This is a genomic window from Geodermatophilus sp. SYSU D00700, assembly GCF_054050255.1.
The window spans coordinates 28,054-51,057 of sequence record NZ_JBJGZA010000033.1; the positions used below are offsets into that span (position 1 = coordinate 28,054).

21 protein-coding genes are annotated in these 23,004 nt (G+C 76.0%); 5 read left to right on the top strand and 16 right to left on the bottom strand.

The annotated features are described in order from the left end of the window. Positions 1-124: 124 nt before the first annotated feature. The 6 genes from ACI79V_RS19185 to ACI79V_RS19210 form a co-directional block, all read right to left on the bottom strand. Positions 125-2,383, bottom strand: coding sequence for a glycoside hydrolase family 15 protein (locus ACI79V_RS19185; RefSeq protein ID WP_456891781.1), 2,259 nt, complete (start codon positions 2,381-2,383; stop codon positions 125-127). Positions 2,384-2,555: 172 nt separating this feature from the next. Beyond that, positions 2,556-3,215 carry a MadR family response regulator transcription factor gene (locus ACI79V_RS19190; RefSeq protein WP_456891783.1) on the bottom strand — a complete coding sequence of 220 codons (660 nt, stop codon included), beginning with the start codon at positions 3,213-3,215 and terminating at the stop codon, positions 2,556-2,558. Continuing rightward, positions 3,208-4,551, bottom strand: a complete 1,344-nt coding sequence (locus ACI79V_RS19195; RefSeq protein WP_456891785.1) for a histidine kinase — start codon at positions 4,549-4,551, stop codon at positions 3,208-3,210. The genes ACI79V_RS19190 and ACI79V_RS19195 overlap by 8 nt, the downstream gene beginning before the upstream one ends. A 27-nt stretch (positions 4,552-4,578) precedes the next feature. After that, positions 4,579-5,823, bottom strand: coding sequence for an iron-containing alcohol dehydrogenase (locus ACI79V_RS19200; RefSeq protein ID WP_456891787.1), 1,245 nt, complete (start codon positions 5,821-5,823; stop codon positions 4,579-4,581). Between the two features lie 175 nt (positions 5,824-5,998). Continuing rightward, positions 5,999-6,259: a hypothetical protein gene (locus ACI79V_RS19205; RefSeq protein ID WP_456891789.1), complete on the bottom strand. Its 261-nt coding sequence runs from the start codon at positions 6,257-6,259 to the stop codon at positions 5,999-6,001. A gap of 38 nt (positions 6,260-6,297) precedes the next feature. Beyond that, complete coding sequence (locus tag ACI79V_RS19210; RefSeq protein WP_456891791.1) at positions 6,298-7,746, bottom strand: bifunctional 3-(3-hydroxy-phenyl)propionate/3-hydroxycinnamic acid hydroxylase; 1,449 nt, start codon at positions 7,744-7,746, stop codon at positions 6,298-6,300. A gap of 56 nt (positions 7,747-7,802) precedes the next feature. On the opposite strand from ACI79V_RS19210, the gene ACI79V_RS19215 reads away from it, so the two are divergent. The 3 genes from ACI79V_RS19215 to ACI79V_RS19225 all read left to right on the top strand — a co-directional run bounded on the left by ACI79V_RS19215 (position 7,803) and on the right by ACI79V_RS19225 (position 10,043). Continuing rightward, complete coding sequence (locus ACI79V_RS19215) at positions 7,803-8,597, top strand: class E sortase (protein WP_456891793.1); 795 nt, start codon at positions 7,803-7,805, stop codon at positions 8,595-8,597. An 8-nt stretch (positions 8,598-8,605) separates the two neighbouring features. Beyond that, positions 8,606-8,770: a hypothetical protein gene (locus ACI79V_RS19220; RefSeq protein WP_456891794.1), complete on the top strand. Its 165-nt coding sequence runs from the start codon at positions 8,606-8,608 to the stop codon at positions 8,768-8,770. 145 nt (positions 8,771-8,915) lie between these two features. Continuing rightward, positions 8,916-10,043, top strand: a complete 1,128-nt coding sequence (locus ACI79V_RS19225; RefSeq protein WP_456891796.1) for an NDMA-dependent alcohol dehydrogenase — start codon at positions 8,916-8,918, stop codon at positions 10,041-10,043. Positions 10,044-10,091: 48 nt separating this feature from the next. Here ACI79V_RS19225 and ACI79V_RS19230 read toward each other — a convergent pair whose 3' ends face one another. Then, entirely contained in the window at positions 10,092-11,789 is a 1,698-nt protein-coding gene (locus tag ACI79V_RS19230) for an AMP-binding protein (protein ID WP_456891798.1), read from the bottom strand. 149 nt (positions 11,790-11,938) lie between these two features. Between ACI79V_RS19230 and ACI79V_RS19235 the strand changes: the two genes are divergently transcribed. After that, positions 11,939-12,802 carry a LuxR C-terminal-related transcriptional regulator gene (locus ACI79V_RS19235; protein ID WP_456891800.1) on the top strand — a complete coding sequence of 288 codons (864 nt, stop codon included), beginning with the start codon at positions 11,939-11,941 and terminating at the stop codon, positions 12,800-12,802. A 19-nt stretch (positions 12,803-12,821) separates the two neighbouring features. On the opposite strand, the gene ACI79V_RS19240 is transcribed toward ACI79V_RS19235, so the two are convergent. The 9 genes from ACI79V_RS19240 to ACI79V_RS19280 form a co-directional block, all read right to left on the bottom strand. Further along, on the bottom strand, positions 12,822-13,340 hold the full coding sequence (locus tag ACI79V_RS19240) for a hypothetical protein (RefSeq protein WP_456891802.1): 519 nt from the start codon (positions 13,338-13,340) through the stop codon (positions 12,822-12,824). Positions 13,341-13,501: 161 nt separating this feature from the next. Beyond that, positions 13,502-14,353: a VWA domain-containing protein gene (locus ACI79V_RS19245; protein ID WP_456891803.1), complete on the bottom strand. Its 852-nt coding sequence runs from the start codon at positions 14,351-14,353 to the stop codon at positions 13,502-13,504. A 123-nt stretch (positions 14,354-14,476) separates the two neighbouring features. After that, on the bottom strand, positions 14,477-15,367 hold the full coding sequence (locus tag ACI79V_RS19250; protein WP_456891805.1) for an AAA family ATPase: 891 nt from the start codon (positions 15,365-15,367) through the stop codon (positions 14,477-14,479). 87 nt (positions 15,368-15,454) lie between these two features. Then, a complete protein-coding gene (locus tag ACI79V_RS19255; protein WP_456891807.1) occupies positions 15,455-16,594 on the bottom strand; it encodes an NDMA-dependent alcohol dehydrogenase in 1,140 nt (379 codons plus the stop codon). 105 nt (positions 16,595-16,699) lie between these two features. Then, positions 16,700-17,242, bottom strand: coding sequence for an MOSC domain-containing protein (locus ACI79V_RS19260; protein WP_456891809.1), 543 nt, complete (start codon positions 17,240-17,242; stop codon positions 16,700-16,702). Between the two features lie 110 nt (positions 17,243-17,352). Then, a complete protein-coding gene (locus ACI79V_RS19265) occupies positions 17,353-18,474 on the bottom strand; it encodes an XdhC family protein (RefSeq protein WP_456891811.1) in 1,122 nt (373 codons plus the stop codon). Then, positions 18,467-19,549: a vWA domain-containing protein gene (locus ACI79V_RS19270; protein ID WP_456891813.1), complete on the bottom strand. Its 1,083-nt coding sequence runs from the start codon at positions 19,547-19,549 to the stop codon at positions 18,467-18,469. Before ACI79V_RS19270 ends, ACI79V_RS19265 begins: the two co-directional genes overlap by 8 nt. A 91-nt stretch (positions 19,550-19,640) precedes the next feature. Further along, complete coding sequence (locus ACI79V_RS19275; protein ID WP_456891815.1) at positions 19,641-20,567, bottom strand: AAA family ATPase; 927 nt, start codon at positions 20,565-20,567, stop codon at positions 19,641-19,643. A gap of 158 nt (positions 20,568-20,725) precedes the next feature. After that, positions 20,726-21,712 (bottom strand): PRC and DUF2382 domain-containing protein, encoded by a 987-nt coding sequence (locus ACI79V_RS19280; protein ID WP_456891817.1) that lies wholly within the window; start codon positions 21,710-21,712, stop codon positions 20,726-20,728. Positions 21,713-22,075: 363 nt separating this feature from the next. Between ACI79V_RS19280 and ACI79V_RS19285 the strand changes: the two genes are divergently transcribed. Then, a complete protein-coding gene (locus ACI79V_RS19285; protein WP_456891818.1) occupies positions 22,076-22,888 on the top strand; it encodes a DUF3097 domain-containing protein in 813 nt (270 codons plus the stop codon). Positions 22,889-23,004 lie beyond the last annotated feature (116 nt).

Consider the following 23,004-nt stretch of genomic DNA (forward strand, 5'->3'; position numbering starts at 1 on the left):
GGCCAGCGAGCGCACGACCATCGCCGCGCACGAGGGCATCCCCGCCACGCTCGCCGCCGTCAGGCGGATCGCGGAGCGCGCCCGATCTGGTGCACTTCCGCGGAAGTGCACCAGATCGAGCGCGTCAGTCCTGGCAGAGCGACGTCTCGTACCGGCAGGCCACGACGTCGGGGGTGTCCACGGGACGACCGGCGTCGACGGCGTGCGCGAGCCGGATGAAGCCCGCGTGGCTCCAGGACAGCGGCGTCGCGGAGAACGTCGGCTCCCCCGGCACGAACTCCGTCCCCTCCGCGGACGGCGGCTGGTCGTCCCACACCTGCTCGGCGAGGAAGTAGGACCGGTCGTCGGCCGAGCGGGCCATGGTGTCCAGCCGCCCCTGGGCGGCCGCGGCCGCATCGCCGCCGGCGGCCAGCTCGTACTCGCCCCGCTCGCCGGTGAGCAGCGGCCAGCCGCGGCCGATCGTCTCCCGCGAGCCCGGGTCCACCGGCTCCCACTGGGTGCCGTCGGCCTTCTCCCCGTAGCCGTCGAAGCTCGACCGGTGCCAGAACCGGCCGTTGGCCGTGTCGTAGGCCAGCTGCTCGTCGACCAGTCGCAGGGTGTTGAGCACGACCGGGTCGTCGGCCGGGACGATGCCGAGCCGGACCAGGTCGAGGAAGCTCGGGTCGAGCACCTCCCGCTGGTCGACCAGCGGGCCGCCGTCGGCGATCTGGATCTGCGTGCCGGCGTCGGCGTCCCCGTCGGCGGTGATGCGCAGGTAGTACGGCTCGGGCGACAGCGGGCCGGTGGTCGTCACGGTCCACTCCGCCAGGCCGGCCCGCCACTCGTCGGCCGTGGCCAGGTAGGTGTCGGCCCGGGCGTCGTCACCGTTGGCGCGGGCGATCTCGGCCGCGGTCACCAGGCCGGCGATCTCGGCCGCGATGGTGTTCGGCGACCACCCGCCCAGGTTCTCCCACCGCTCCTGCTCGGTCTGCGGCCCCTCGGCCACGATGAAGTCCGCCGAGAGCCGCACCCGCTCCCAGTCCTCCGGCCCGGTCCGACCGAGCTGCCAGGCGAGCACGATCGGCAGGGCGACCTCGTCCATCTGCAGCCCGCCGAAGACCGCCTCGCCGTCGAGGCGCGCGTTCTGCGGGAACGACCCGTCGGGACGCTGCTGGACCGTCCACAGGTGGTCCAGCGCGCGCTCGGCGGCCGCCTCGTCGCCCATCGCGATCAGGGCGGTCGCGTGCTGGTACAGGTCCCGGGACCAGACCTCGTGGTAGACGGGGAAGTGCTGGAGTTCGTTCGCCCAGGCCCACGGCTTGCCCGGGGAGGCGATGAACCCGCCGCGGAAGGTCTTGTCCTCGCTCGCCGCGACGACCATCGCGGACACGTCGTACTCCGTGCGCCACTGCTCGGCGCTGGCCGGCACCGGCGCCAGGCCGTCGAGGTAGTCGTGCCAGCCCTCGGTGTAGGCCGCCAGGGCGTCGTCGTAGCCCCGCTCCAGCGCCTGGTCGGCGGCCTGCGCGGCGTCGTCCTCCGTCGTCCCGAAGCCGAGGGAGAGGGTGAGGTGCTGCCCGTCGTCGGTGCCGGTGAGGCCGGTGCGGCCGATCTGCACCACGTTGCCGGGGGTCGGCGCGTCCCAGGTGTCGTCGAGGACGTAGTCGTCGCGCAGGTCGGCCCACCCGTCGCTGCGCTCGAGGTAGCCGCTGGAGGTGTCGGTGAGGCCACCCGAGACGGTGACGGCGCTGCTCAGCGCACCGTCGGTGGCCAGCAGCCGCCCGTCGGCGGAGCGACCGGTGTCGTCGTTGGCGTTGAGGCCCAGGCCCACGTCGTGGAGCAGGTAGACCTGGTAGGGCTGCCCGTCGAGGGACTCGAACTGCACGTCGACGAGCACCGCGGACCGGTCGGGGTCGGTGGTGTAGGTCTTGGTGATCCGGTAGCGGCCGCTCTGCGCGGTGTTGACCTGCCGGTAGACCAGGGCCCGCGGGTCGACCAGCTCGACGACGGAGTCGGTGGCCTCGTCCTCCCGCTCGGCGAAGGTGGCGCCGTCAGTGACGACGAACTGGGTGTCCCGGGAACTCGGCGTGTCGATCCGCGGGGCGTAGACCTCGCTGAGCGTGCCGTCGTTGAGCGTGTACCAGACCGTGCTGTCGAGGGCGCCGATCGCCGTCCCGAAGCCGTCCTTGTCCCCGGGCGACCAGGTCGCCGCCTCGCCGGGGTACCCGGGCGCCGCGTCCGCCGCCTGGGCCGACGCCGGCACCACCGCGCCCAGGACGAGGGCGCCCGCGACGACGGCCCCGCCGAGGACCGGCCGTCTCCCCGGGGGCCACGGCCCGTACGGCCCGGCCGGGCCGTACGGGCCCCTGCGGCGTGGCGTGCGGGGAGACAGGTCGTCGCGGTCCACCGGCTGGTCCTCCGTCCCGGGATGCCGCCCCGGGACGGTCACGGGCGTCCGGATCGGGGGCAGGCAGAGCCCGTCTGGGTCGAGCGGGTTCGGCCCGGGGTGCCGGTCGCACAGCCGGGCTCTGTGTGACGTGCACCACACCCTAAGGCGTCCCGTGCGTGCCCGGTCAACGTCAGATGAGACCGAGCTTGGAGCCGGCGTAGACGGCCTCGGCGCGCCGGGAGACCGCGAGCTTGCGCATCAGGTTGGTGACGTGGAACTTCGCCGTCGTGGCCGAGATGTAGAGCTCACGGCCGATCGCCTCGTTCGACAGTCCCCGGGCCAGCAGGGCCAGCACCTCCCGCTCGCGGCCGGTCAGCTCCGGGGACGGCCGGCCCCGCGGTGACGAGGGCGCCGGGGCGGCCAGCGAGCGCACGACCATCGCCGCGCTGTGGCTGTCGAAGGCGCTCTCGCCCCGGCGGACCGCCCGGATCGCGGCGACCAGCGCGACGGCGTCGACGTCCTTCAGCACGTAGCCCCGCGCGCCGTGCCGGATCGCCTCCACCACCAGCCGCTCGTCGAGGAACGTGGTGACCACCAGCACGCCCGGCGCCGGGGTCCGGGCGGTGAGCTCGCCGCACAGCGCCAGGCCGGCGACGTCGGACCCCGCCGAGAGCTTGAGGTCGAGCAGCACGATGTGCGGCCGGACCGCGGCGACCAGGTCGAGTGCGGCCGCGGCGGTGGCCGCCTCGCCCACGACCTCGATGTCCGGCTCGCGCTCGAGGATCGACCGCAGGCCCCGCCGGACGATGGCGTGGTCGTCGACGATCACCAGCCGGATCGGCTCAGTCACCGGTCTCCTCCGGGGGCGTGTCGGGCGGGAGCGGCAGCCGGACCTCCACCCGCACCCCGCCCATCCGGGCGCGGGCGACGCGCAGGCCGGCGCCGAGCTCGCGGCAGCGGGAGGCGATGTTGCGCAGCCCGCAGTGGTGGCCGTCGCCGCGCCGGGCGGCGGCCCGCAGCGCGCGGCGCAGCGTCTCGGGGTCGCCGGTCCCGTCGTCGGCGACCGACAACCGGACCCCGTCGGGTCGGTACCCGAGCCGCACGGTCGCCCGGGTCGCGCCGGCGTGCCGGGCGGTGTTGGACAGGCACTCCGTGGCGATCCGCAACAGCTGGTGCTCGGCCCCCGGCGGCAGCACCCGCGGCCGGCCCTCGACGCGCACCGCGACCGCCAGCCCCGGCACCGACGGCAGCCGGCCGAGCAGGTCGGGCAGCGCCGGGCCGGGCGGGTCGTGCTCGTGCTCCGACAGCGCGTGGATGGCGCCGCGCAGCCGCTCGACCGCCTCCCGGGTCAGCGCCTTGGCGTGCCCCAGCCGCTCGTGCACCTCGGCGTGGTGGGCCACCTCCGGCCGGCACCACTCGATCGTCATGCCGGCCGAGAGCACGTGCTGGGCCACGCTGTCGTGCAGCTCGCGGGCGATCCGGTGCCGCTCGGCGTCGACCGCCTCGCGCTGGGCGGCGACGTCGAGGCGGTGCTCGGCCTCGGCCAGCTGGCGGTGCCGCTCGGCGAGGTCGCGGGCCCGCTGGTCGGCCTCGGCGTAGAGCCGCTCGGTCTGCCGGCGCAGCGCCTCCGAGCGGGCCAGCAGGTGGTCGGCGTGCAGCGCGACGGCCGACTGGTTGGCGACGATCCGCAGGATCGACAGGTCGGCGTGGTCGGCACGGCGCGGCGCCCCGCCGCAGGCCACCAGGGCCCCGACCGGATCGCCGTCGACCACCAGCGGGACGACGACGGCGCCGTCGCCGGTCCGCCACGGCCCGGTCTCCACCGCAGCGAGGGCGGCGGCGACCGGCCGGCCCACGTCGGGTGGCAGCTCGGCGAGGTCACCGGCCGTCGCGTCGCCGGGACCGCGGCCGACCAGCCGCGGCCGGGCCAGCGGCAGCGCGTCCTCGGCGAGGGCGAGCACCACCCACGGGACGGCGAGCTGGCCCGCGGTCGCGTCGACGACGGCGCGGCACAGGGCGTGGGCCCCCTCACCGGTCGCCGAGAGCACGTGGGCGACGTGCTCGAGCTGGGTGAGCGCCCGGGAGAGGTCCTCGGCCGTCTGCCGGTACTCCGCGTACCAGCTGGGCTTGGACGAGCGCAGCCCGGTGAGCTCGGGGATCCCGGGGACGGGGGTGCGCGAGGTCACCGGCGCCCGCTCAGACCCGGCGGGCGGTCACATCGCCGCCCGGAACAGCGCGGCGATCTCGGCCCGGTCTGCGTCCCGGGGGTTGGTCGACAGGCACGCGTCGCCGAGCGTCGTCGTCGCGAGCCGCTCGACGTCGGACTCGCGCACGCCCAGCGGCCCCAGCCGACTCGGGCAGCCCAGGTCGGCGGCCAGGCGGGTGACGACGTCGGCCGCTGCCTCCGCCGCCGCCTCGCCCGACAGGCCGGTGACGTCGACGCCCATGGCGCGGGCCACCGGCAGGAACCGCTCGGGGACGGCGCGGGCGTTGAACCGGATGACGTGCGGCAGCAGCACCCCGTTGACCACGCCGTGCGGCACGTCGAGCAGCCCGCCGACCTGGTGGCTCATCGCGTGCGTGGCACCGAGGATGGCGTTGGTGAAGGCCAGTCCGGCCTCCAGGCTGGCCTGCGCCATGGCGGTGGTGGCGGCGGTGTCGTCGGGCGCGGCAAGCGTCCGCCGCAGCGAGGTGCAGATGAGCTCGACGGCGTGCAGGGCGTGCACGTCGGTGAGCGGGCCCGACGCCCGGGAGACGAACGCCTCGATGCCGTGGGTGAGCGCGTCGAGGCCGGTGGCGGCGGCCAGGTCGTCGGGCATCGTGGTGAGCAGCCGCGGGTCGGTGAGCGAGATGTCGGGGACCAGCGCCCGGCCGATCAGGGTGGCCTTGAGCCGCCGGGTGGTGTCGGTGACGACGGCGAACTGCGACACGTCGGCGCCGGTGCCCGCGGTGCTCGGGCACATGACGGTCGGGGGGATCGCGGTGGTGACGCGGTCGACCCCCTCGTAGTCGAGGATCGACCCCCCGTTGCTCACCACGACGGCGACCGCCTTGGCCGCGTCGATGACCGATCCGCCGCCGAGGGCGACGATCACGTCGCAGCCGCCCTCGAGGTAGCGCTGCACCCCCTCGGCGACCTCGTGGTCCTTGGGGTTGGGCGTGAGCCCGGTCCAGACGGTGGGCCGCAGGCCGACGTCGGCGAGGTGGCCCCCCAGCTCGGCCGGCCACCCGGCCTCGACCAGGCCGGCGTCGGTCACCACGAAGGGCCGGCGGGCACCCAGTCGGCGGGCGGCGAAGCCGGCCTCGGACAGCGCACCCCAGCCGAACACCACCTCGGGGACGAGGTACTTGCTGAAGCCCGGTGCGGCCGGCTCGGCGCAGGGGCGGGGCGCGGGGCGGATCTCCTGGTCGAGCGCGCGGCGGGCCGGCGGCCCGGACCGCAGCGGGACGGCGGTCACCGCACGGGGCGGGGCAGGGGAGCGGGCACGGGGGCCTCCAGGGCTCGGACGGCCCGACCACGATAACCGCCTCCGTGACGCGCATCACACGATCGCGCGCCGCCCGTCACAGACGTGCACTTCCGCGGAGGTGCACGGTGCATCTCCGCGGAAGTGCACGAGGACCCCCGCGGGGTCAGCGGCCGAGGATGCCGCCGATCGCCCCGCCGAGGCCGCCGCCACCGCCCTGGTCGTTCCCACCGCCGCCGAGGCCACCGAGGCCACCGCCGCCGAGCATGCGGACGAGGTCCATCGGGTCGAGCCCGAGGCTCTGCAGCAGCCCGGCGTGCTGCTCGGTGTCCACCTGCCCGGGCAGTTCCTGGTCGGCCTGCTGCGCCTTGGCGTCGTCGCCCTGGGACTGCAGCAGCTGGAGGATCTGTGCCTTGTCGATCTGCATGGGCCGCCCGGTACCCGCAGGTGGCGCCGGGGATGCACTCATCCCGCGGCGCGCACGACCCGGTCGGGCCGGACGACGGCGAAGCGCGCCCGCCCCGCCTGCAGCCACGCGGTCAGCACGCCGTCAGCGTCGTCCACCTCGGTGCGCCGCCCGCCCGCGGTGACCGTGATCCGGCCGGCGGCGGCCAGCGCCAGCACCGCCGTCCCGGTGCCGAGGACGTCGTCGAGCCGGCACTCCCGCCCGCCGGCGCGGACCCGCGCGCGCGGGACGAGCGAGCCCGCCAGCCGCCGACCGGCCCGGCCGCGGCGGTCGACCAGCGGGCCGGGGCGCAACGGCGGCGTCCGGCTGTCGGCGGTGTAGGCGGCCAGCGCCGGCACGCGGGCGACGGCGGCCAGCACCGCCCGGCGGGCCGGGACCGCCGCCGCTCCCCCACCGGTCATCAGCAGCCCGAGCAGCGCCGCCAGCCGGACCAGCGCCCGGGCGTGCGGCGCGCGCTCGGCGCCGTGGGTGTCGAGCAGGTCCTCGCCGGCGTCCCCGGTCACCACCGCGGCCACCTTCCAGGCGACCTGGTGCACGTCGCGGAGGCCGAGGCCGAGACCCTGGCCGACGAACGGCGGGGTCAGGTGGGCGGCGTCACCGGCCAGCACCACCCGTCCCCGGCGCCACCGGTCGGCGACCTGCGCCCGGTAGACGTACTCCGCGGCGCGCACCACCTCGGCGTCCGCGGCACCGAACGGCGCGAGCAGCCGGGGCAGCGCGCCGGCGAGGTCCGCCGGGGTCTCGCCGGGCAGCAGCCGGGTCTCGAAGCGGTAGCGGTCGCCGGTGACCGGCATGAACGTCGCGGCGCGGGCCGGGTCGCACACCTGGTGCACGCCCGGCCACACCGGCAGCGGCGACGGCGTGCGCAGGTCGACCACCAGCCAGCGGTCGGGCCGGCCGAGGTCGCGCATCCGGCCGCCGACCAGTCGCCGCACGGTGCTGTTCGCGCCGTCGCAGCCGAGCACCGCCGCGGCGGGCACGTCGGCCCGCTCGCCGGTGCGCCGGTCGACCGTCGCCACCGTGACGGACCGGTCCGCCCGCTCGGTCAGCCCCACCACCTCGGCCGGTGCCCGGAGCGTGATCCCCGGGGCACGGGCGACGGCGGCGCCCAGCACGGCCTCGAGGTCGGGCTGGTGGAACATCGACGCCTGCGGCCAGCCGTGCCGGCCCGTCCCGGGCACCCGGCCGAACTCGGCCAGCACCCGGTGGTCGGCGTCGACCAGCCGCAGCCCCGCCAGCGGCCGGCTGACCGCGAGGAACTCCCCGGCGACGCCGGCGTCGGCCAGGGCGCGCAGCGCCTCGTCGTCGAGGTGCACCGCCCGCGGGACCCCCGGCGGCCGCGGCTGCCGGTCGAGCAGCAGGACCGGCAGCCCGCGCGCGGCGAGCAGGAGCGCGGCGGTGGCGCCCACGGGACCGGCGCCGACGACGACCACCGGCTGCTGCGACACGCCGCCCACTCTGCCGGACCGGGACGTGCACCTCCGGCTGGCATCGTGGAGTCGCCATGGCCTCACCCTCCGCGACCGCACCGTCCCCCACCGAGGGGCGCCGGTACGGCCGTCCGCGGCGTGACCGCTGGCGCACCCTCGCCGGCGGCCTCGGCCAGACGCTGGTCACCACCGGCGTCGTGCTGCTGCTGTTCGTCGTCTACGAGCTGTGGGTCACCGACCTGTTCGCCGCCCGCGAGCAGGACCGCCTCGCCGACGAGCTGCGCACCGGGTGGGGCTCCGACGCCCCCGTGGTCGGTGTCCCGACCTCCCCCACCGATCCCGGGGTGGGCGAGCCCTTCGCGGTGCTGCACGTGCCGCGGCTGGGCGAGGACTGGTCGCGGGTCGTGCTCGAGGGCACCACCGAGGACCAGCTGTCCCAGGGGCCGGGGCACTACGTCGGCACGGCGATGCCCGGCCAGCAGGGCAACGTGTCCATCGCCGGTCACCGGGTGGGCCGCGGCTCGCCGTTCCTCGAGCTCGACGCGCTGCGCCCCGGCGACCCGATCGTGGTCGAGGTGGCCGACGGCTGGTTCACCTACCGCGTGCTCGGCGACGAGACCACCGGCGACTTCGCCGACCCCGGCGGCATCCCCGGCCGGCGGGTCGTCACGCCGGCGCAGGTGGAGGTCATCGCGCCGACCCCCGGCGGCCCGGCCGACGCCGCGCCCACCGGCGCCTACCTGACGCTCACCACCTGCCACCCGCGCTACTCCGCCCAGCAGCGCCTGGTCGTGCACGCCGTCCTCGACGGACCCGGCATCACCCGGGCCGACGCACCCGACGGGCCGCCGGCCCTGACCGAGGACTGAGAGGGCCCGTGTACCGCTGGATCTGGCGCCACCTGCCCGGGGGGACGGCGAGCCGCTCGGCGCTGTCGCTGCTGCTCGCGCTCGCCGTCTGCGCGCTGCTGCTGTTCGTCGTCTTCCCGGTCGTGGAGCCCCACGTGCCGTTCACCTCGGTGACGGTCGACCCCGGCCGCTGACCCGGCCCGCGGACGCGGAACCGGACCGGCCGCCCGGCTTGACGGCACCCGGTGTCACACGGAGTCTGTGGCCCGGCGCACAGTAGTCCCGGCGGCCCGTCGACGGCGACGGGCGGTGACCGGGCACGGACGAGAGGGACACCGGGTGAAGACCAAGGGCGCGATCCTGTGGGGCGTGGGCGAGGAGTGGTCGGTCGAGGAGATCGAGCTCGGCGATCCCAAGGCGGGTGAGGTCCAGGTCCAGCTGGCCGCCTCGGGGCTGTGCCACAGCGACGAGCACCTGGTCACCGGCGGCACGCCCGTGGCGTTCTACCCGGTCATCGGCGGGCACGAGGGCGCCGGCGTCGTCACCAAGGTCGGCCCCGGCGTCACCGGGCTGCAGGAGGGCGACCACGTCGTCACCGCCTTCATCCCCGCCTGCGGGCAGTGCCCGCCGTGTTCCAAGGGGATGCAGAACCTCTGCGACCTGGGCGCGAACCTGCTGGCCGGCACGTCGATCTCCGACGGCTCCTACCGGGTCCGGGCCCGCGGCAAGGACGTCATCCCGATGTGCCTGCTCGGCACCTTCTCGCCCTACATCACCGTGCACCAGGCCTCGGTCGTGAAGATCGAGCCGGACATCCCGCTCGAGGTCGCCGCGCTGGTCGGCTGCGGGGTCACCACCGGCTGGGGCTCGGCCACCAAGGTCGCCGACGTCCGGCCGGGCGAGAACGTCGTCGTCATGGGCGCCGGCGGCGTCGGCATGAACGCCGTCCAGGGCGCCGCGGCGGCCGGCGCCAAGCGGGTCATGGTCATCGAGCCGGTGGCCCGCAAGCGCGAGTGGGCGATGGACCTCGGCGCCACGCACGTCTTCGAGTCGGCCGAGGAGGCCACCGAGAAGGTCAACGAGCTGACCTGGGGCCGGATGGCCGACAAGACGATCATCACCGTCGGCGACATCCAGGGCGAGGACATCCAGACCGCGCTCAGCCTCACCGGCAAGGGCGGCCGCGCCGTCGTGACCGGCATGGGCAACTACGCCAACACCGACGTGACGCTCTCGCTGTTCGAGCTGACCCTGCTGCAGAAGGACCTGCAGGGCGCCATCTTCGGCGGGCTGGCCCCGCGCGCGGCGATCCCCGAGCTGCTCTCGCTGTACCAGGAGGGCCAGCTCAAGCTCGACGAGCTGGCGACCACGACGTACTCGCTCGAGGACGTCAACCAGGGCTACCAGGACATGCGCGACGGCAAGAACATCCGTGGGGTGGTCGTCTACACCGACGCCGACCGCTGACACCGTCCCCGTGCCCGCCGGCGCCGCCGGCGGGCACGGGGCTCCCGCTCAGCCGCGCAGCTCGGGGAAGTCCGTGTCGGCCCAGTCGGTGCCGGTGCCGGCGGGCGCGGCCGCCTCCTCGCGGTGCCGCAGCTCGACCCGGCGGATCTTGCCCGAGATGGTCTTGGGCAGCTCGGCGAACTCCACCCGGCGCACCCGCAGGTAGGGCGCCAGCCGCTCGCGCGCGTGGCGCAGCACCGCCAGCGCCGTCTCCGGGCCGGGCTCCCACCCCGGGGCCAGGGTGACGTAGGCCTTGGGGACCGCGGCCCGCACCGGGTCGGGCACCGGCACGACGGCGGCCTCCACCACCGCCGGGTGCTCGATGAGCACGCTCTCCAGCTCGAACGGGCTGATCTTGTAGTCGCTGGCCTTGAAGACGTCGTCGGTGCGCCCGACGTAGGTGATGTAGCCGTCGGCGTCCCGGGTCGCGACGTCGCCGGTGTGGTAGTAGCCGCCGGCCATGGCCTCGGCCGCCCGCTCGGGGTCGCCCTGGTAGCCGGTCATGAGCCCGACCGGCCGCTGCGAGAGGTCCAGGCAGATCTCGCCGTCGTCGGCGGGCTTCCCGGTGAGCGGGTCGACCAGCACCACGGGGACGCCGGGCAGCGGGCGTCCCATCGAGCCGGGCCGCACCTCCGCGCCCGGGCTGTTGCCCACGGACGCCGTCGTCTCGGTCTGCCCGTAGCCGTCCCGCAGCGTCAGCCCCCAGTGCCGGCGGACCTGCTCGATGACCTCCGGGTTGAGCGGCTCCCCGGCGGCGACCACCTCGCGCAGCCCGCCCGGGCCGCCGGACAGGTCGGCCTGGATGAGCATCCGCCACACCGTCGGCGGGGCGCAGAACGTGGTGACGCCGGCGCCGCGGACGTGTCCGAGCACCGCGCCGGCGTCGAAGCGGCGGTAGTCGAACAGGTCGACGGTGGCCTCGGCGGCCCACGGGGCGAAGAAGCAGCTCCAGGCGTGCTTGGCCCAGCCCGGCGAGCTGATGTTCAGGTGCACGTCGCCGGGCTGCAGGCCCAGCCAGTACATCGTCGACAGGTGGCCGACCGGGTAGCTGACCTGCGTGTGCTCGACCAGCTTGGGCCGGCTCGTGGTGCCGCTGGTGAAGTACAGGAGCAGCGGGTCGCCGGGCTCGGTGCCGGGGTGGCCCGGGGGCTGGTCCGGGGCGCCGGCGGCGTCGGCGTAGGGCGCCCAGCCGGTCGGCGCCTCCCCCACGGCGATCCGGCCGTAGTCACCGGGTACGCCGTCGAACTTGGCGGCGTCGGCGGCGTTGACGACGACGTGCCGCGCGCCGCCGCGGCCGATCCGGTCGGCGAGGTCGGCCGGACCGAGCGCGGTGGTGGTCGGCATGATCACCGCGCCGAGCTTCATGACGGCGAGCATCGACTCCCACAGCTCGACCTGGTTGCCGAGCATGAGGACGACGCGGTCGCCGCGCCCGACGCCACGCTCGCGCAGCCAGCCGGCCACCTGGTCGGAGCGGCGGGCCAGCTCGGCGAACGACCAGCTCGCCGTGGCGCCGTCCTCGCCGGTGATGCGCAGGCCGGGCCGGTCGACCCCGCGGGCGATCTCGTCGAACCAGTCCACCGCCCAGTTGAACGGGCCCTCGACCTGCGGCCAGCGGAACCGGTCGGCCGCCGCGACGGGGTCCGCGCGCAGCGCGAGCAGCTGGTCGCGGGCCTCGCGGTAGGCGCTGGTGGCGGTGCCGGGCATGGGGTGCGCTCCTCGCTCGTGCGGTCGTCTGCCCGGGGATGGTCGCCCGGTGCCCGCGAGGCCACCACCCCCGTTCTCGCCGGGCGGCCCGCCGACCTGCGCTAGCGTGACCTGGATCACGACCGTCGGTGCCGGTGAGGAGGTCCCGGGTGTCCCTTCCCGCGGCGGCGCGTCCCGACGACCGCGACGCGCTGCGCGCCGCCGTCCGCGAGGTGCACGCCCGGTCGGGGATGAGCGTGGTCTTCGCCGCCGGGCCGGTGCAGGGCCCGACCGCCCGCATCGACGAGCTGGTCGGCACGCGCACCCCCCACCTGCGGGGGCTGGAGATCCGCACCGGCGCCGGGCTGGGCGGGCGGGTGCTCAGCGAGGGCCGGCCGGCGGGCGTGGAGGACTACGAGCGGGCGCTGGACATCACCCACGAGTACGACGGCCCGGTGCTCGCCGAGGGGCTGCGCACGGTCGCCGCCGTCCCGGTGCTCGTCGGCGGGCGGGCGCGGGCGGTGCTGTACGCGGCCAGCCGGGAGGGCGGGTCGATCGGCGACCGGGTGCGCGACGCGCTGGCCCGCGCCGCCGCCCGCATGGGCGCCGAGCTCGCCGTCCGCGACGAGGTGGACCGCCGGCTGGCGCTGATGGCCACCGCCGCGGCCGGGCCCGCACCGGCCGAGGACCCGGCCCGCTGGGAGGAGGTGCGCGCGGTGCACGCCGACCTGCGGCTGGCCGCGCAGGCCACCGGCGACGCCGCGCTGCGGGAGCGGCTGCTCGACGCGTGCACCCGGCTCGCGGCGCTGGGCGCGGCCCCCGACGCCGCGCCGGCGCCGGTGCACCTGTCGGCTCGCGAGGTCGACGTCCTCACGCAGGTGGCGCTGGGGTGCAGCAACCGGGAGACGGCGACCCGCCTGTCGCTGCGCCCAGAGACGGTGAAGAGCTACCTCGGCTCGGCGATGACCAAGCTCGACGCGCACACGCGCCTCGAGGCCGTCGTCCGGGCGCGGAGGCTGGGCCTGCTGCCGTAGCAGGTCACTGCCGGTCCGCTCAGCGCTGCCGGCGGAGCAGGTCGGCGCGGCGCCGGAGCCGCGCGGGCGTGACCAGCACGAGCACGGACAGGCCGATGCAGACGACGACGCCGGCCCACCACCACGGCGACCGGGTGAGGGCCACCCCGGCGCACAGGAGCGCGAGGACGACGGTGGTGACCACGGCGCGTGTCCGGGTCCGCGTCACCAGCGCCAGCCGGCCCTCGACCACGCGCAGCGCGGCCTCCCGCAGGTCGTCGTCCTCGGGGACGGGGCCGCGCCGTGCCGCCCGCTCGACGAGCGCACGGTCACGGTGCGGGACCGGGCCGGACGCGTCCAGCGTGTCCCGGGTGTCCCGGGCGACGAGGAGCCCGAGCACCGGCGCGCAGACGACGGCCGCCACGACGCCCGTCACGACCGCGGCGGTCCAGCTCTCGTCCCCCACGAACCGGACCACCAGCACCAGGCCGGGGGCGACCAGCGCGCCCATCACCAGCGACAGCGCCCACCACGGCGCCCGCAGCAGCCACGCGTTCACGTCGTCATCCTGCGGGGCGGACAGGCCGCCGGGATCGCGAGTCACCCGGTCGTGATCATCGGTGATCCCCGAGTCGATCATCGGACGTGTGCACGCGACACGGGACGACACGCCGCGCGGACGTGCACGCATCCGATGATCAACACCGCGCGTCCGCTTCCTCACCCCAGCAGGCGGGTGAGCGCGGGCCCCAGGTCGCGCACCGTGCGCACCATGTGCGCGGTGCCCCCGCCGCGCCCGGCCAGCGCCCGCGCCGCCGCCTCGGCCTCCGGGGTGGGCAGCGGGCACAGCACGTCGAGCCGGTCGATCCCGGCCAGGGCGCTCTCCGGCGGGTCCCCGGTGGTGTGCAGGCAGTCCGACAGCAGCACGACCGCGCGCTCGTCGGCGACCTCCGCGGCCAGTTGCAGCCGGGCGGCCCGCAGCGCGGCGGCGAGGTCGGTCATCCCGTGCCCGCGCAGGCCGATCAGGTGGGTGACGACGTCCTCGGCGGCGCGCCGCTGCCCCGGACGCTGCACGACGTCGACCTCGCGGCCGAAGGTGATCAGGCCGGTCCGCAGCTTCTCGTCCCCGGTGAGGACGACGCCGGCCGCCGCCACCGCGGCGATCGCCACGCCCAGGCCGGTCATCGACCCGGAGGTGTCGACGGCGAGGCACACGACCCGCCGGTGCCCGGCCCACGTGCGGGTGACCAGGTCGCCCGTGGCCAGCGGCGTCCCGACGTCCCAGCGGTCGAGGGTGCGGTCGAGGTCCAGGTCGCCGTCGCCGCGCCGGTCGGGCACCAGCCGCCGCGTGCCGCGGGTCCGCGTGCGGCCCACCCGCCCGACCTGCACGAACACCCGCGCGGCCAGCCGCTGGGCCGCCGAGCGCAGGTCGCGGTCGGTGGCGGCGGCGAGGTCGGTGAGCAGCGCGGCCGCGGCGTCGGCGTCCTCGGCCATCAGCGCGGCGAAGGCCTCCTCGTCGAGCTCGCCGACCTCCGGGCTGACCTCCTCGAAGGCCTCGTGCCGCGCCGCCATCTCCCGCCGGCTGGTCTGCCGGCGGGTGGTGCCCGAGCGCCGGTCGCGGCGCAGCGACGACGCGGAGTCGGCGCCCGCCGGGGACTGCGGCGCGCCCTCACCCCCGCCCTGGTCCGGGGGCCTTCAAGGATCGGCGGCCTCGTCCTCCGGCGGTGGTGTCCCGTCGGGGGGCCAGACGTCGTCGAGGATCTCGTCGATGACCGCCTCGGCCGTGCGCTCGACGCCGTCGGCGATGCGGATCCGGCCCGACAGCGCCGCGTAGGCGGCGTCCCGGGCGGTCTCGCGGGCGCCCTCGGCGCCCAGCCCCGACTGGCCGCGCACGTCGAGGAGGCCGCCCAGCAGCAGCACCAGGTCGGTGGCACCCCGCACCGAGGAGCCCATCCGGACGTCGCGGTGCTCCCGGGAGGCGCGCACCAGCCGGACGGCGAGGCCGATGAGCGCCGGCGGGGCCCCGGTGACGGCGGCGACGATGGCCCGCTCGGCGGCGGCGTCCTGGTAGCCGAGGACGACCCGGCACATGCGGTCGGCGATCGCCTGACCGACCCGCGCGGTGCCGATGGCGTCGAAGGGGTTCATCGCGGCGATGAGCCGGAAGCCGGCGGCCGCCTTGACGTGGCCGAGCCGCGGCACGGTGATCTCGCCCTCGGTGAGCACCGTGATGAGGACGTTGAGCGTCTCCTCGGGGATCCGGTTGAGCTCCTCGAGGTAGAGCAGCCCGTGCCCGCGCATCGCCGTCAGCAGCGGCCCGTCGGTGAAGCTGCTGGGCACGTAGCCGTCGGCGAGGACGGCGGCGGGGTCGTACTGGCCGATGAGCCGGGCCGGGGTCAGCTCGGCGTTGCCCTCGACGAAGACGACCTCCTGGCCGACGTCGGCGGCGATCGAGCGCAGCAGCGTGGACTTGCCCGTCCCCGGCGGCCCCTCCAGGACGACGTGCCGGTTGGTGCGCAGCGCGACGGTGAGCACCTCGCGCTCGCGGCGCAGCCCGATGACCGGGTGCGGGGCGGTGGCGGCCACGCGACTCCCCTCGGAGGACTCAGGACGGCCGACGAGGTCTGCCCACCGGCCGCGCGGACCAGTGTGCAGACCTCGTCGGGGGACCGCTCAGGCCTGGGCACCCTCCAGCGGCGGGGTGTCGTAGACGATCACGCCGCGGATGTTCTTCCCGTTGACCAGGTCCTCGTAGCCCTGGTTGACCTGGTCGAGCGTGTAGGTCTGGGTGATGATCTCGTCGAGCTTGAGGTCACCGGCCTGGTAGAGCTCCACCATCTTCGGGATGTCGTGGAACGGGTCGCCCGAGCCGAACAGCGAGCCCTTCACGGTCTTCTCGAACAGGGTGAGCATCGAGCTGTTCAGCTCGATGTTGGGCTTGGTCGGGTCGGCCAGGCCGGTGATGACGACGGTGCCGCCCTTGCGGATGACGTCCACGGCGCTGCTGACGACCTCCTTGTCGACGACGCCGACGGTGATGATCGCCTTGTCCGCACCGACGCCGTGGGTGAGCTGCTGGGCCAGCGCCTGGGCCTCCTCGGCGGTCTCGCAGCTGTGCGTGGCGCCGAGCTGCTCGGCCGCCTCGCGCTTGTTGGGCAGCGGGTCGACGGCGATGACGTTGCGCGCGCCGGCCAGCGCCGCGCCCTGCACGCTGTTGATGCCGATCCCGCCGATGCCGTAGATGACGATCGTGTCGCCGGGCTCGGTGGCCGCCGCGTGCACCGCCGACCCCCAGCCGGTGGGGACGCCGCAGCCGATGAGCACGACCTTGTCCAGCGGCAGGTCGGGGTCGACCTTCACCGCGGAGTTCTCGCTGATGACGGAGCGCTCGGAGAAGGTGCCGAGCATGCACATGCCGCCGTAGTCGTTGCCGTCCTCGTCGTGGAAGCGGTAGGTGCCGTCGGCCATGTGGCCGTCGAGGATGGCCGCGCCCATGTCGCAGATGTTCGACTGGCCGGTCGAGCACCAGCGGCAGTGCCCGCAGACCGGCAGGAACGAGCAGACCACGTGGTCGCCCGGCTGCAGCCGGGTGACGCCCGGGCCGACCTGCTCGATGACCCCCGCACCCTCGTGGCCGGCGACCACCGGGAAGCGGGGCACGATGTCGCCGTGCCGCAGGTGCTCGTCGGAGTGGCACAGCCCCGCCGCCGACCAGCGGATCAGCACCTCCCCCGCCCGGGGTTCGTCGAGCTCGAGCTCGGTGATCTCGAACGGCTGTCCGACGTCGCGCAGTACGGCTGCCCTGGTCCTCATCGACCCTCCCCGTCCTCGGCCGCCGCGGCTCGACGGCACGTCCTCGGCGGGGTCATCGTCCGGGCGCGGGAGGACGCCGGGCACCCCCGGACGGGGGGAGCGGGGTCAGGCGGGTCGCGGGCGGGGCAGCACCCGGCGGGGCAGTCCCGCGCGGGCGGCGTCGAGCGGCACGGCGCCGGCGAGCACGGCGGCCCCGAGCCGCAGCACGCCGTCGGTCAGCGGCGCGCAACGGACCCCGCCGCGGCCGCGCATGCCGCGGTGCGCGCCCGGGACCAGCACGGTGTCCAGCCAGGCGCACGGGTTGGCCGGCCGCCCGCCGCGCAGCACGACCACGCCCTCCCCGCAGTCGAGGGAGAACACCTCGCCGCGCAGCGCCTCCACCTCGGCCCCGCGCAGGACGACGTTGCGGCGGGCCAGCAGGGGGTCCAGCGGGCCGGAGCCCAGCTCCTCGGCCAGCGCCTCCACCGACTCCGCGGCCAGCACGGTGACCGCGGCGTCGCGGTGCGCGGGCCGGCCGGCGTAGCGGTCACCGACGATCCCGTGCCCGGCGCGGACCTCGACGCGCGTCACCCGGTCGCCGTCCTGGGGCGGGACCACCCCGGCGGGCCGCCCGTCGTAGCGGTGCACCGGCGAGACGAGCAGCCCCACGACCTCGACGTCGTACCGGTACGGGAGGTGCCCACCGGCGTGCCCAGCGGTGCGGCCATCCTGCAGGGGCCCGCCGCGAGCCTGCGAGTGGTGGGGGGCAGGGTGGTCCTTCACCGGTCGGCGGTGCGGTGGATCGGGCCCTCGATGCCGGTCAGCCGCTCGCCCGTGCCGCCCCAGCGCCCGGCGATGATCTCCGCGGCGATCGACACCGCGGTCTCCTCGGGCGTGCGGGCGCCGAGGTCCAGCCCGATCGGCGAGGACAGCCCGGCCAGCTCGGCGTCGGTCAGGCCCGCCTCGCGCAGCCGCGCCAGCCGCTCGTCGTGGGTGCGCCGCGACCCCATGGCCCCGACGTAGGCCACCGGCAGGCGCAGGGCCACCTCCAGCAGCGGCACGTCGAACTTCGGGTCGTGGGTGAGCACGCACAGCACGGTGCGCTCGTCGATCCGCCCGGCGTCGACCTCGGCCTGCAGGTAGCGGTGCGGCCACTCGACGACGACCTCGTGCGCGTCGGGGAAGCGGCGCGCGGTGGCGAACACCGGACGGGCGTCGCACACGGTGACCCGGTAGCCGAGGAACGCGCCCACCCGCGCGACGGCGGCGGCGAAGTCGATGGCGCCGAAGACGACCATCCGCGCGGGCGGGGCGAACGAGGACACGAACAGCGTCAGCTCGTCGCCGCGCCGCTCGCCGTCGTGGCCGTAGGTCAGCGTGCCGGTGCGGCCGGCGGCGAGCATGCCGCGGGCGTCGTCGGCGACGGCGTCGTCGAGGCGCTGCAGGCCCAGGCTGCCGGAGGTGCGGTCGGGCCAGAGCACCAGCCGCCGGCCGATCCGGTCCTCGGGACCGCGGACGACGGTGACGACGGCGACCGGCTCGTGCCGGCCCACCGACTCGGCGATCTCGCCCAGCTCGGGGAAGGACTCGCGCGAGACCGGCTCGACGAAGACGTCGAGGATCCCGCCGCAGGTCAGGCCGACGGCGAAGGCGTCGTCGTCGCTGACGCCGTAGCGCTCGAGGGTGGGCACGCCGGTCTCGACGACGTCCTTGGCCTCCTCGTAGACCGCGCCCTCGACGCAGCCACCGGACACGCTGCCGACCGCCGTGCCGTCGGGGCCGACCAGCATCGAGGCACCGGCGGGGCGCGGCGCGGAGCGCCAGGTGGCGACCACCGTCCCCATGCCGACCGTCTCCCCGGCCTGCCACCAGCCGACCAGGTCATCAAGGACATCACGCACGTGAGATCACTCCCGACAGTTCCTCGAACGCCGCCAGGCTGTGCCCGGAGACGAACGCGTCAACGGACGGCAGCGCCGCCTGCATCCCGCCGGTCAGCGGTTCGTAGCCGCTGCGCCCCTTGTGCGGGTTGACCCAGACGACGGCGTGCGCGAGCCGGCGCAGCCGCGCCATCTGCTCGCGCAGCAGGTCGGGACTGCCCCGCTCCCAGCCGTCGCTGCACACGACGACGACGGCACCGCGCGCGGTCCCCCGCTGGCCCCACCGGTCGAGGAAGGCCTTGAGCACCTCCCCGAGCCGCGTGCCGCCCGACCAGTCGGGGATGGCGTCCCCGCTGGCGGCCAGGGCCCGGTCGGGGTCGCGCAGCCGCATCTCCCGGGTGACCCGGGTCAGCCGGGTGCCGATGGTGAACACCTCGGTCGACGCCGGCCGGGAGCGCACCGCGGCGTGCGCGAAGCGCAGCAGGGCGTCGGCGTAGGGGCTCATCGACCCCGACACGTCGACCAGCAGCACCACCCGCCGCGGCCGGGGCCGGGCCCGCCGGCGCAGCAGCCGGGTCACCTCGCCGCCGTCGCGCAGCGCCCGGCGGACCGTGCGCGCCGGGTGCACCGACCCGTGCGGGGCCGGCCGGCGCCGGCGGGCCGGGCGCATCGGCGTGGCCGGGCGCACCAGGGCGAACAGCCGCCGCAGGTGCTCGCGCTCGGCCGGGGTCAGGTCGGCGACGTCGCGGTGGCGCAGCACCTCGTCCCCCGACGCGGCGACGGCGAGGTCGGCGGGGTCCTCCCCCTCCTCGCCGCTCCCGCTGCCCTGCTCCAGCGGCGCGGTGGCGCTCAGCGCGGGCGGCGTGCGCGTCACCGACGTCGACCGGCGGGGTGCCTCGCCGCCGAAGTACGCGGCGAACGCGGCGTCGTAGCGGTCGAGGTCGTCGGGGCCGGCGCACAGCGTCAGCCGGCCGGCCCAGTAGACGGCGGTGGCGTCGAGGACGTCGAGCGCCGCCACGGCCGAGAGCATCGCCTCGACCCGGTCGGGGGAGGCGGTCACCCCGGCCACCCGCAGCGTCCGGGCGAACCCCAGCACGACGCCGACCACATCCCGCGGCGCCGAGGCATGGGAAGCAATCCCCACGTCTCCGGCCCGGGAGCCGTGCGGATCGCTTCCCATGCCTGGCTCAGCCGCCACCGAACAGCGCCCCCCGCGCCAGCGCGTGCACCCGGTCGGTGTCCTCGCGGTACTTCAGCACCGCGCCGAGCGTGCGCGCGGCGAGGTCGGGGTCGAGGTCGCGCGCGCCGAGGGCGTGCAGCGCGCTGGCCCAGTCCATCGCCTCGGCCACGCCCGGCGGCTTGAGCAGGTCCAGGGTGCGCAGCGTCGCCGTCGCGCGGGCCACCTCGCGGGCCAGCCGCTCGGTGACCTCGGGCAGCCGGGTGCGCAGGATGGCGACCTCGCGGTCGAAGTCGGGGTGCTGCAGCCAGTGGTAGAGGCAGCGCCGCTTGAGCGCGTCGTGCACCTCGCGGGTGCGGTTGGAGGTCAGCACCACCAGCGGCGGGACCTCGGCGTGCACGGTGCCGAGCTCGGGGATGGAGATCGTGAAGTCGGACAGCACCTCGAGCAGGAAGGCCTCGAACTCGTCGTCGGCCCGGTCGACCTCGTCGACGAGCAGCACGCTCGGGGAGTCCTCGAGGGCCTGCAGCAGCGGCCGGGCGAGCAGGAAGCGGCGGTCGTAGAGGGAGGCCTCGAGCGTCTCGGTGTCCGCGGTGGCGTGCGCGGCCTCGGCGGCCCGCAGGTGCAGCAGCTGGCGGCCGAAGTCCCAGTCGTAGAGCGCCTGGCTGGCCTCCAGGCCCTCGTAGCACTGCAGCCGGTAGAGGGGGCGGCCGGTGACGTCGGCCAGCGCCCGGGCCAGCGCGGTCTTGCCGACACCGGCCTCGCCCTCGAGGAAGAGCGGGCGGCGCATGACCAGTGCCAGGTAGGCGGCGGTGGCCAGCCCCTCGTCGGGCAGGTACCCGGTCGCCTGCAGGGCGGCGGCGAGCTCGTCGGGGCCGGCCGGGAGCCCGCCGGTCCCGGGAGGGGTCGCCGGCGCTGCGGCCGTGGTGTCGGTCACGCCGCCGAGCATCCCACCTGCGCAGGCGGGCCGGTCCGCCCGTCCGGGTCCCCGGCCGGCACGCACCACGGTGGCCGGCCGGGAGTCGAGGTCTCCGGCCGGCCACCGCCGTCTGGTGCGCCCGGTCGGTCCCGGGCCGTGGTGCTACGAGGCCGTGGTCAGCGGCCGATCTTGCCGTCGTTGTCGCGGTCGAGGGCGTCCTTGGCCTTCTGCACGAAGCCGCGCTCGTCCCGCCCGGTGGTCCCGGTCGTGGTGCCGGTGCCGGCCACGCCGGTGGTGCCGCCGTCGACCTCGACCTCCTCCTTGCGCACCTGCTCGGTGACCTGCTGCTGCTCGGTCACCGTCTGGGTGTCCAGGCGGACCCGCTCGACCGGGGTGGCCTCCTTGGACACCACGGGCTGCTCGGCGTGCAGGACGACCTCGTGCTCCTCCTCGGAGATGGCCGGCCCGTCCATCGCCTTGCCGTAGTTGGCGTCGGTGATGGGCTCGCGCTCGACCCGGACCTCCTCGTGGGAGACCGGCACGGTCTGGGACACGTTCTCGGTGACCACGTACTTGCGCAGCCGCGCCCGGCCGGCCTCGACCCGCTGGGTGCCCACGTTGAGGTGCTCCTCGGAGCGGGTCATCGCGTCGTCGGTGGTCGGGCCGGAGGTGTCGTGGCCCACGGTGCGGCCCTGGACGTCGTCGTAGACGCCGTCGCCGTCACGGTCGGCCCGGCCGGTGGTGCCCGTGCCCGCGGTCGTGCCCATGCCGGCACCGCCGGTGGTCAGGTCCTGCTGGGTGCGGGTCTGGTCGGCGCTGTAGGTGCCCGCCGTCCCGGTGTCGGTCACCGTGCCCGTGGTCTGGGTGGTCTGCGTCCCGGAGCCGAGGCCGTAGTACCGGTACAGCTCCTGCTCCTCCTGCGGGGACAGGTGGCCGTCGGTGTCGATGCGGGGCGCGTCCTTGACCTTGGCCTTGCTCACGCGTACGCGCAGGCCGTCGCCGGCCAGGTCGGCGTCCCGCAGCGGGATGAAGGACTCCTTGGTCCCGAACAGGCCGGTGCGCACCGTGGCCCACTCCGGCTGACCGGTCTCGTCGTCGAGGTAGACCTCGGACACCGAGCCGATCTTGTCGCCCGAGTCGTCGTAGACGTCCTGTCCGATCACACGGCTGATGGTGTCGGTACCGATCATCGTCGTCTCTCGCTCCCATCTGAGCTCAGGTGTTCCGGTCCCTGGATGGGTGACCGGGCACGTCCGGCCGAAACGACCCGATGCGATCTCCGTCGCGCCGGGCGGGCCGGGCGCCGTCCCGGACGGGCCGCGCGGTCGGCTCACCGCAGCGCATCCGCCCAGGTCAGACGGCGAGAACGAGGCGTACCGGACGGCCGCCGCCCCGCTCGTCCCGCGGCGAGGGACGTCCACGGATCGTCACCGGCGTGTCGCCCGGGCGTGTCGCGCACCACTCCGGTGCCGCCCGCCCCGGCGCGTCGCCGCGTGCCGCGCGGGGTCATCGGCTCTCCTGGGGAGGTGCCGCCCCGCTCGCCCTACGACGACCTGGTCCACCCGCGCACGGTGAAGAAGCCGCCGCCCCAGGTGGCCGCCGAACGCGACCTCGTCGTCGAGGACCCCAGCTCCGGCTTCGTCGGCGCGGTGGTCCGCTGCGAGAAGGACGTCGTCCATCTCGAGGACCGGTTCGGCAAGGTGCGCGCCTACCCCCTCGGGCCGGGATTCTGGGTCGACGGCCGGCCGGTCGTGCTCGTCCGCCCGACGCCGAAGGGGGCGGTGGCACCGAGCCGCAGCGCCTCGGGATCGACCTACGTGGCCGGCGCCCGCGCCCGGGTGGCCCGCGAGGGTCGCATCTACGTCGAGGGCAAGCACGACGCCGAGCTGGTCGAGAAGGTGTGGGGCCACGACCTGCGCATCGAGGGCGTCGTCGTGGAACCGCTGCACGGCGTCGACGACCTGCCCGGCATCGTCCGCGAGTTCCGCCCGGCGCCGGGCCGGCGGCTCGGCGTGCTGGTCGACCACCTGGTGCGCGGGTCGAAGGAGTCGCGGATCGCCGAGCAGGTCACCGGGCAGCACGCGCTCGTCGTCGGCCACCCGTTCATCGACATCTGGCAGGCGGTCAAGCCGCAGGTGGTCGGCATCCGCGCCTGGCCGGAGGTGCCCAGGGGCGAGGACTGGAAGACCGGCGTCTGCCGCCGGCTCGGCTGGGAGGACGACACCGGCTACGTCTGGGCACAGCGGATCCTCGCCCGGGTGCGCACCTGGACCGACCTCGAGCCCGCCCTCATCGGCCGCGTCGAGGAGCTCATCGACTTCGTCACGCAGGACGGCTGACCCCCGGGGGGGGGGGGGGGGGGGGGGGGGGGGGGGGGGGGGGGGGGGGGGGGGGGGGGGGGGGGGGGGGGGGGGGGGGGGGGGGGGGGGGGGGGGGGGGGGGGGGGGGGCGTGGG

Coding starts and splice junctions, on each gene's coding strand:
- ACI79V_RS19215 (WP_456891793.1), top strand. CDS start 7,803: ATGGCCTCACCCTCCGCGACCGCACCGTCCCCCACCGAGGGGCGCCGG.
- ACI79V_RS19205 (WP_456891789.1), bottom strand. CDS start 6,259: ATGCAGATCGACAAGGCACAGATCCTCCAGCTGCTGCAGTCCCAGGGC.
- ACI79V_RS19230 (WP_456891798.1), bottom strand. CDS start 11,789: ATGCCCGGCACCGCCACCAGCGCCTACCGCGAGGCCCGCGACCAGCTG.
- ACI79V_RS19245 (WP_456891803.1), bottom strand. CDS start 14,353: ATGGCGGCGCGGCACGAGGCCTTCGAGGAGGTCAGCCCGGAGGTCGGC.
- ACI79V_RS19255 (WP_456891807.1), bottom strand. CDS start 16,594: ATGAGGACCAGGGCAGCCGTACTGCGCGACGTCGGACAGCCGTTCGAG.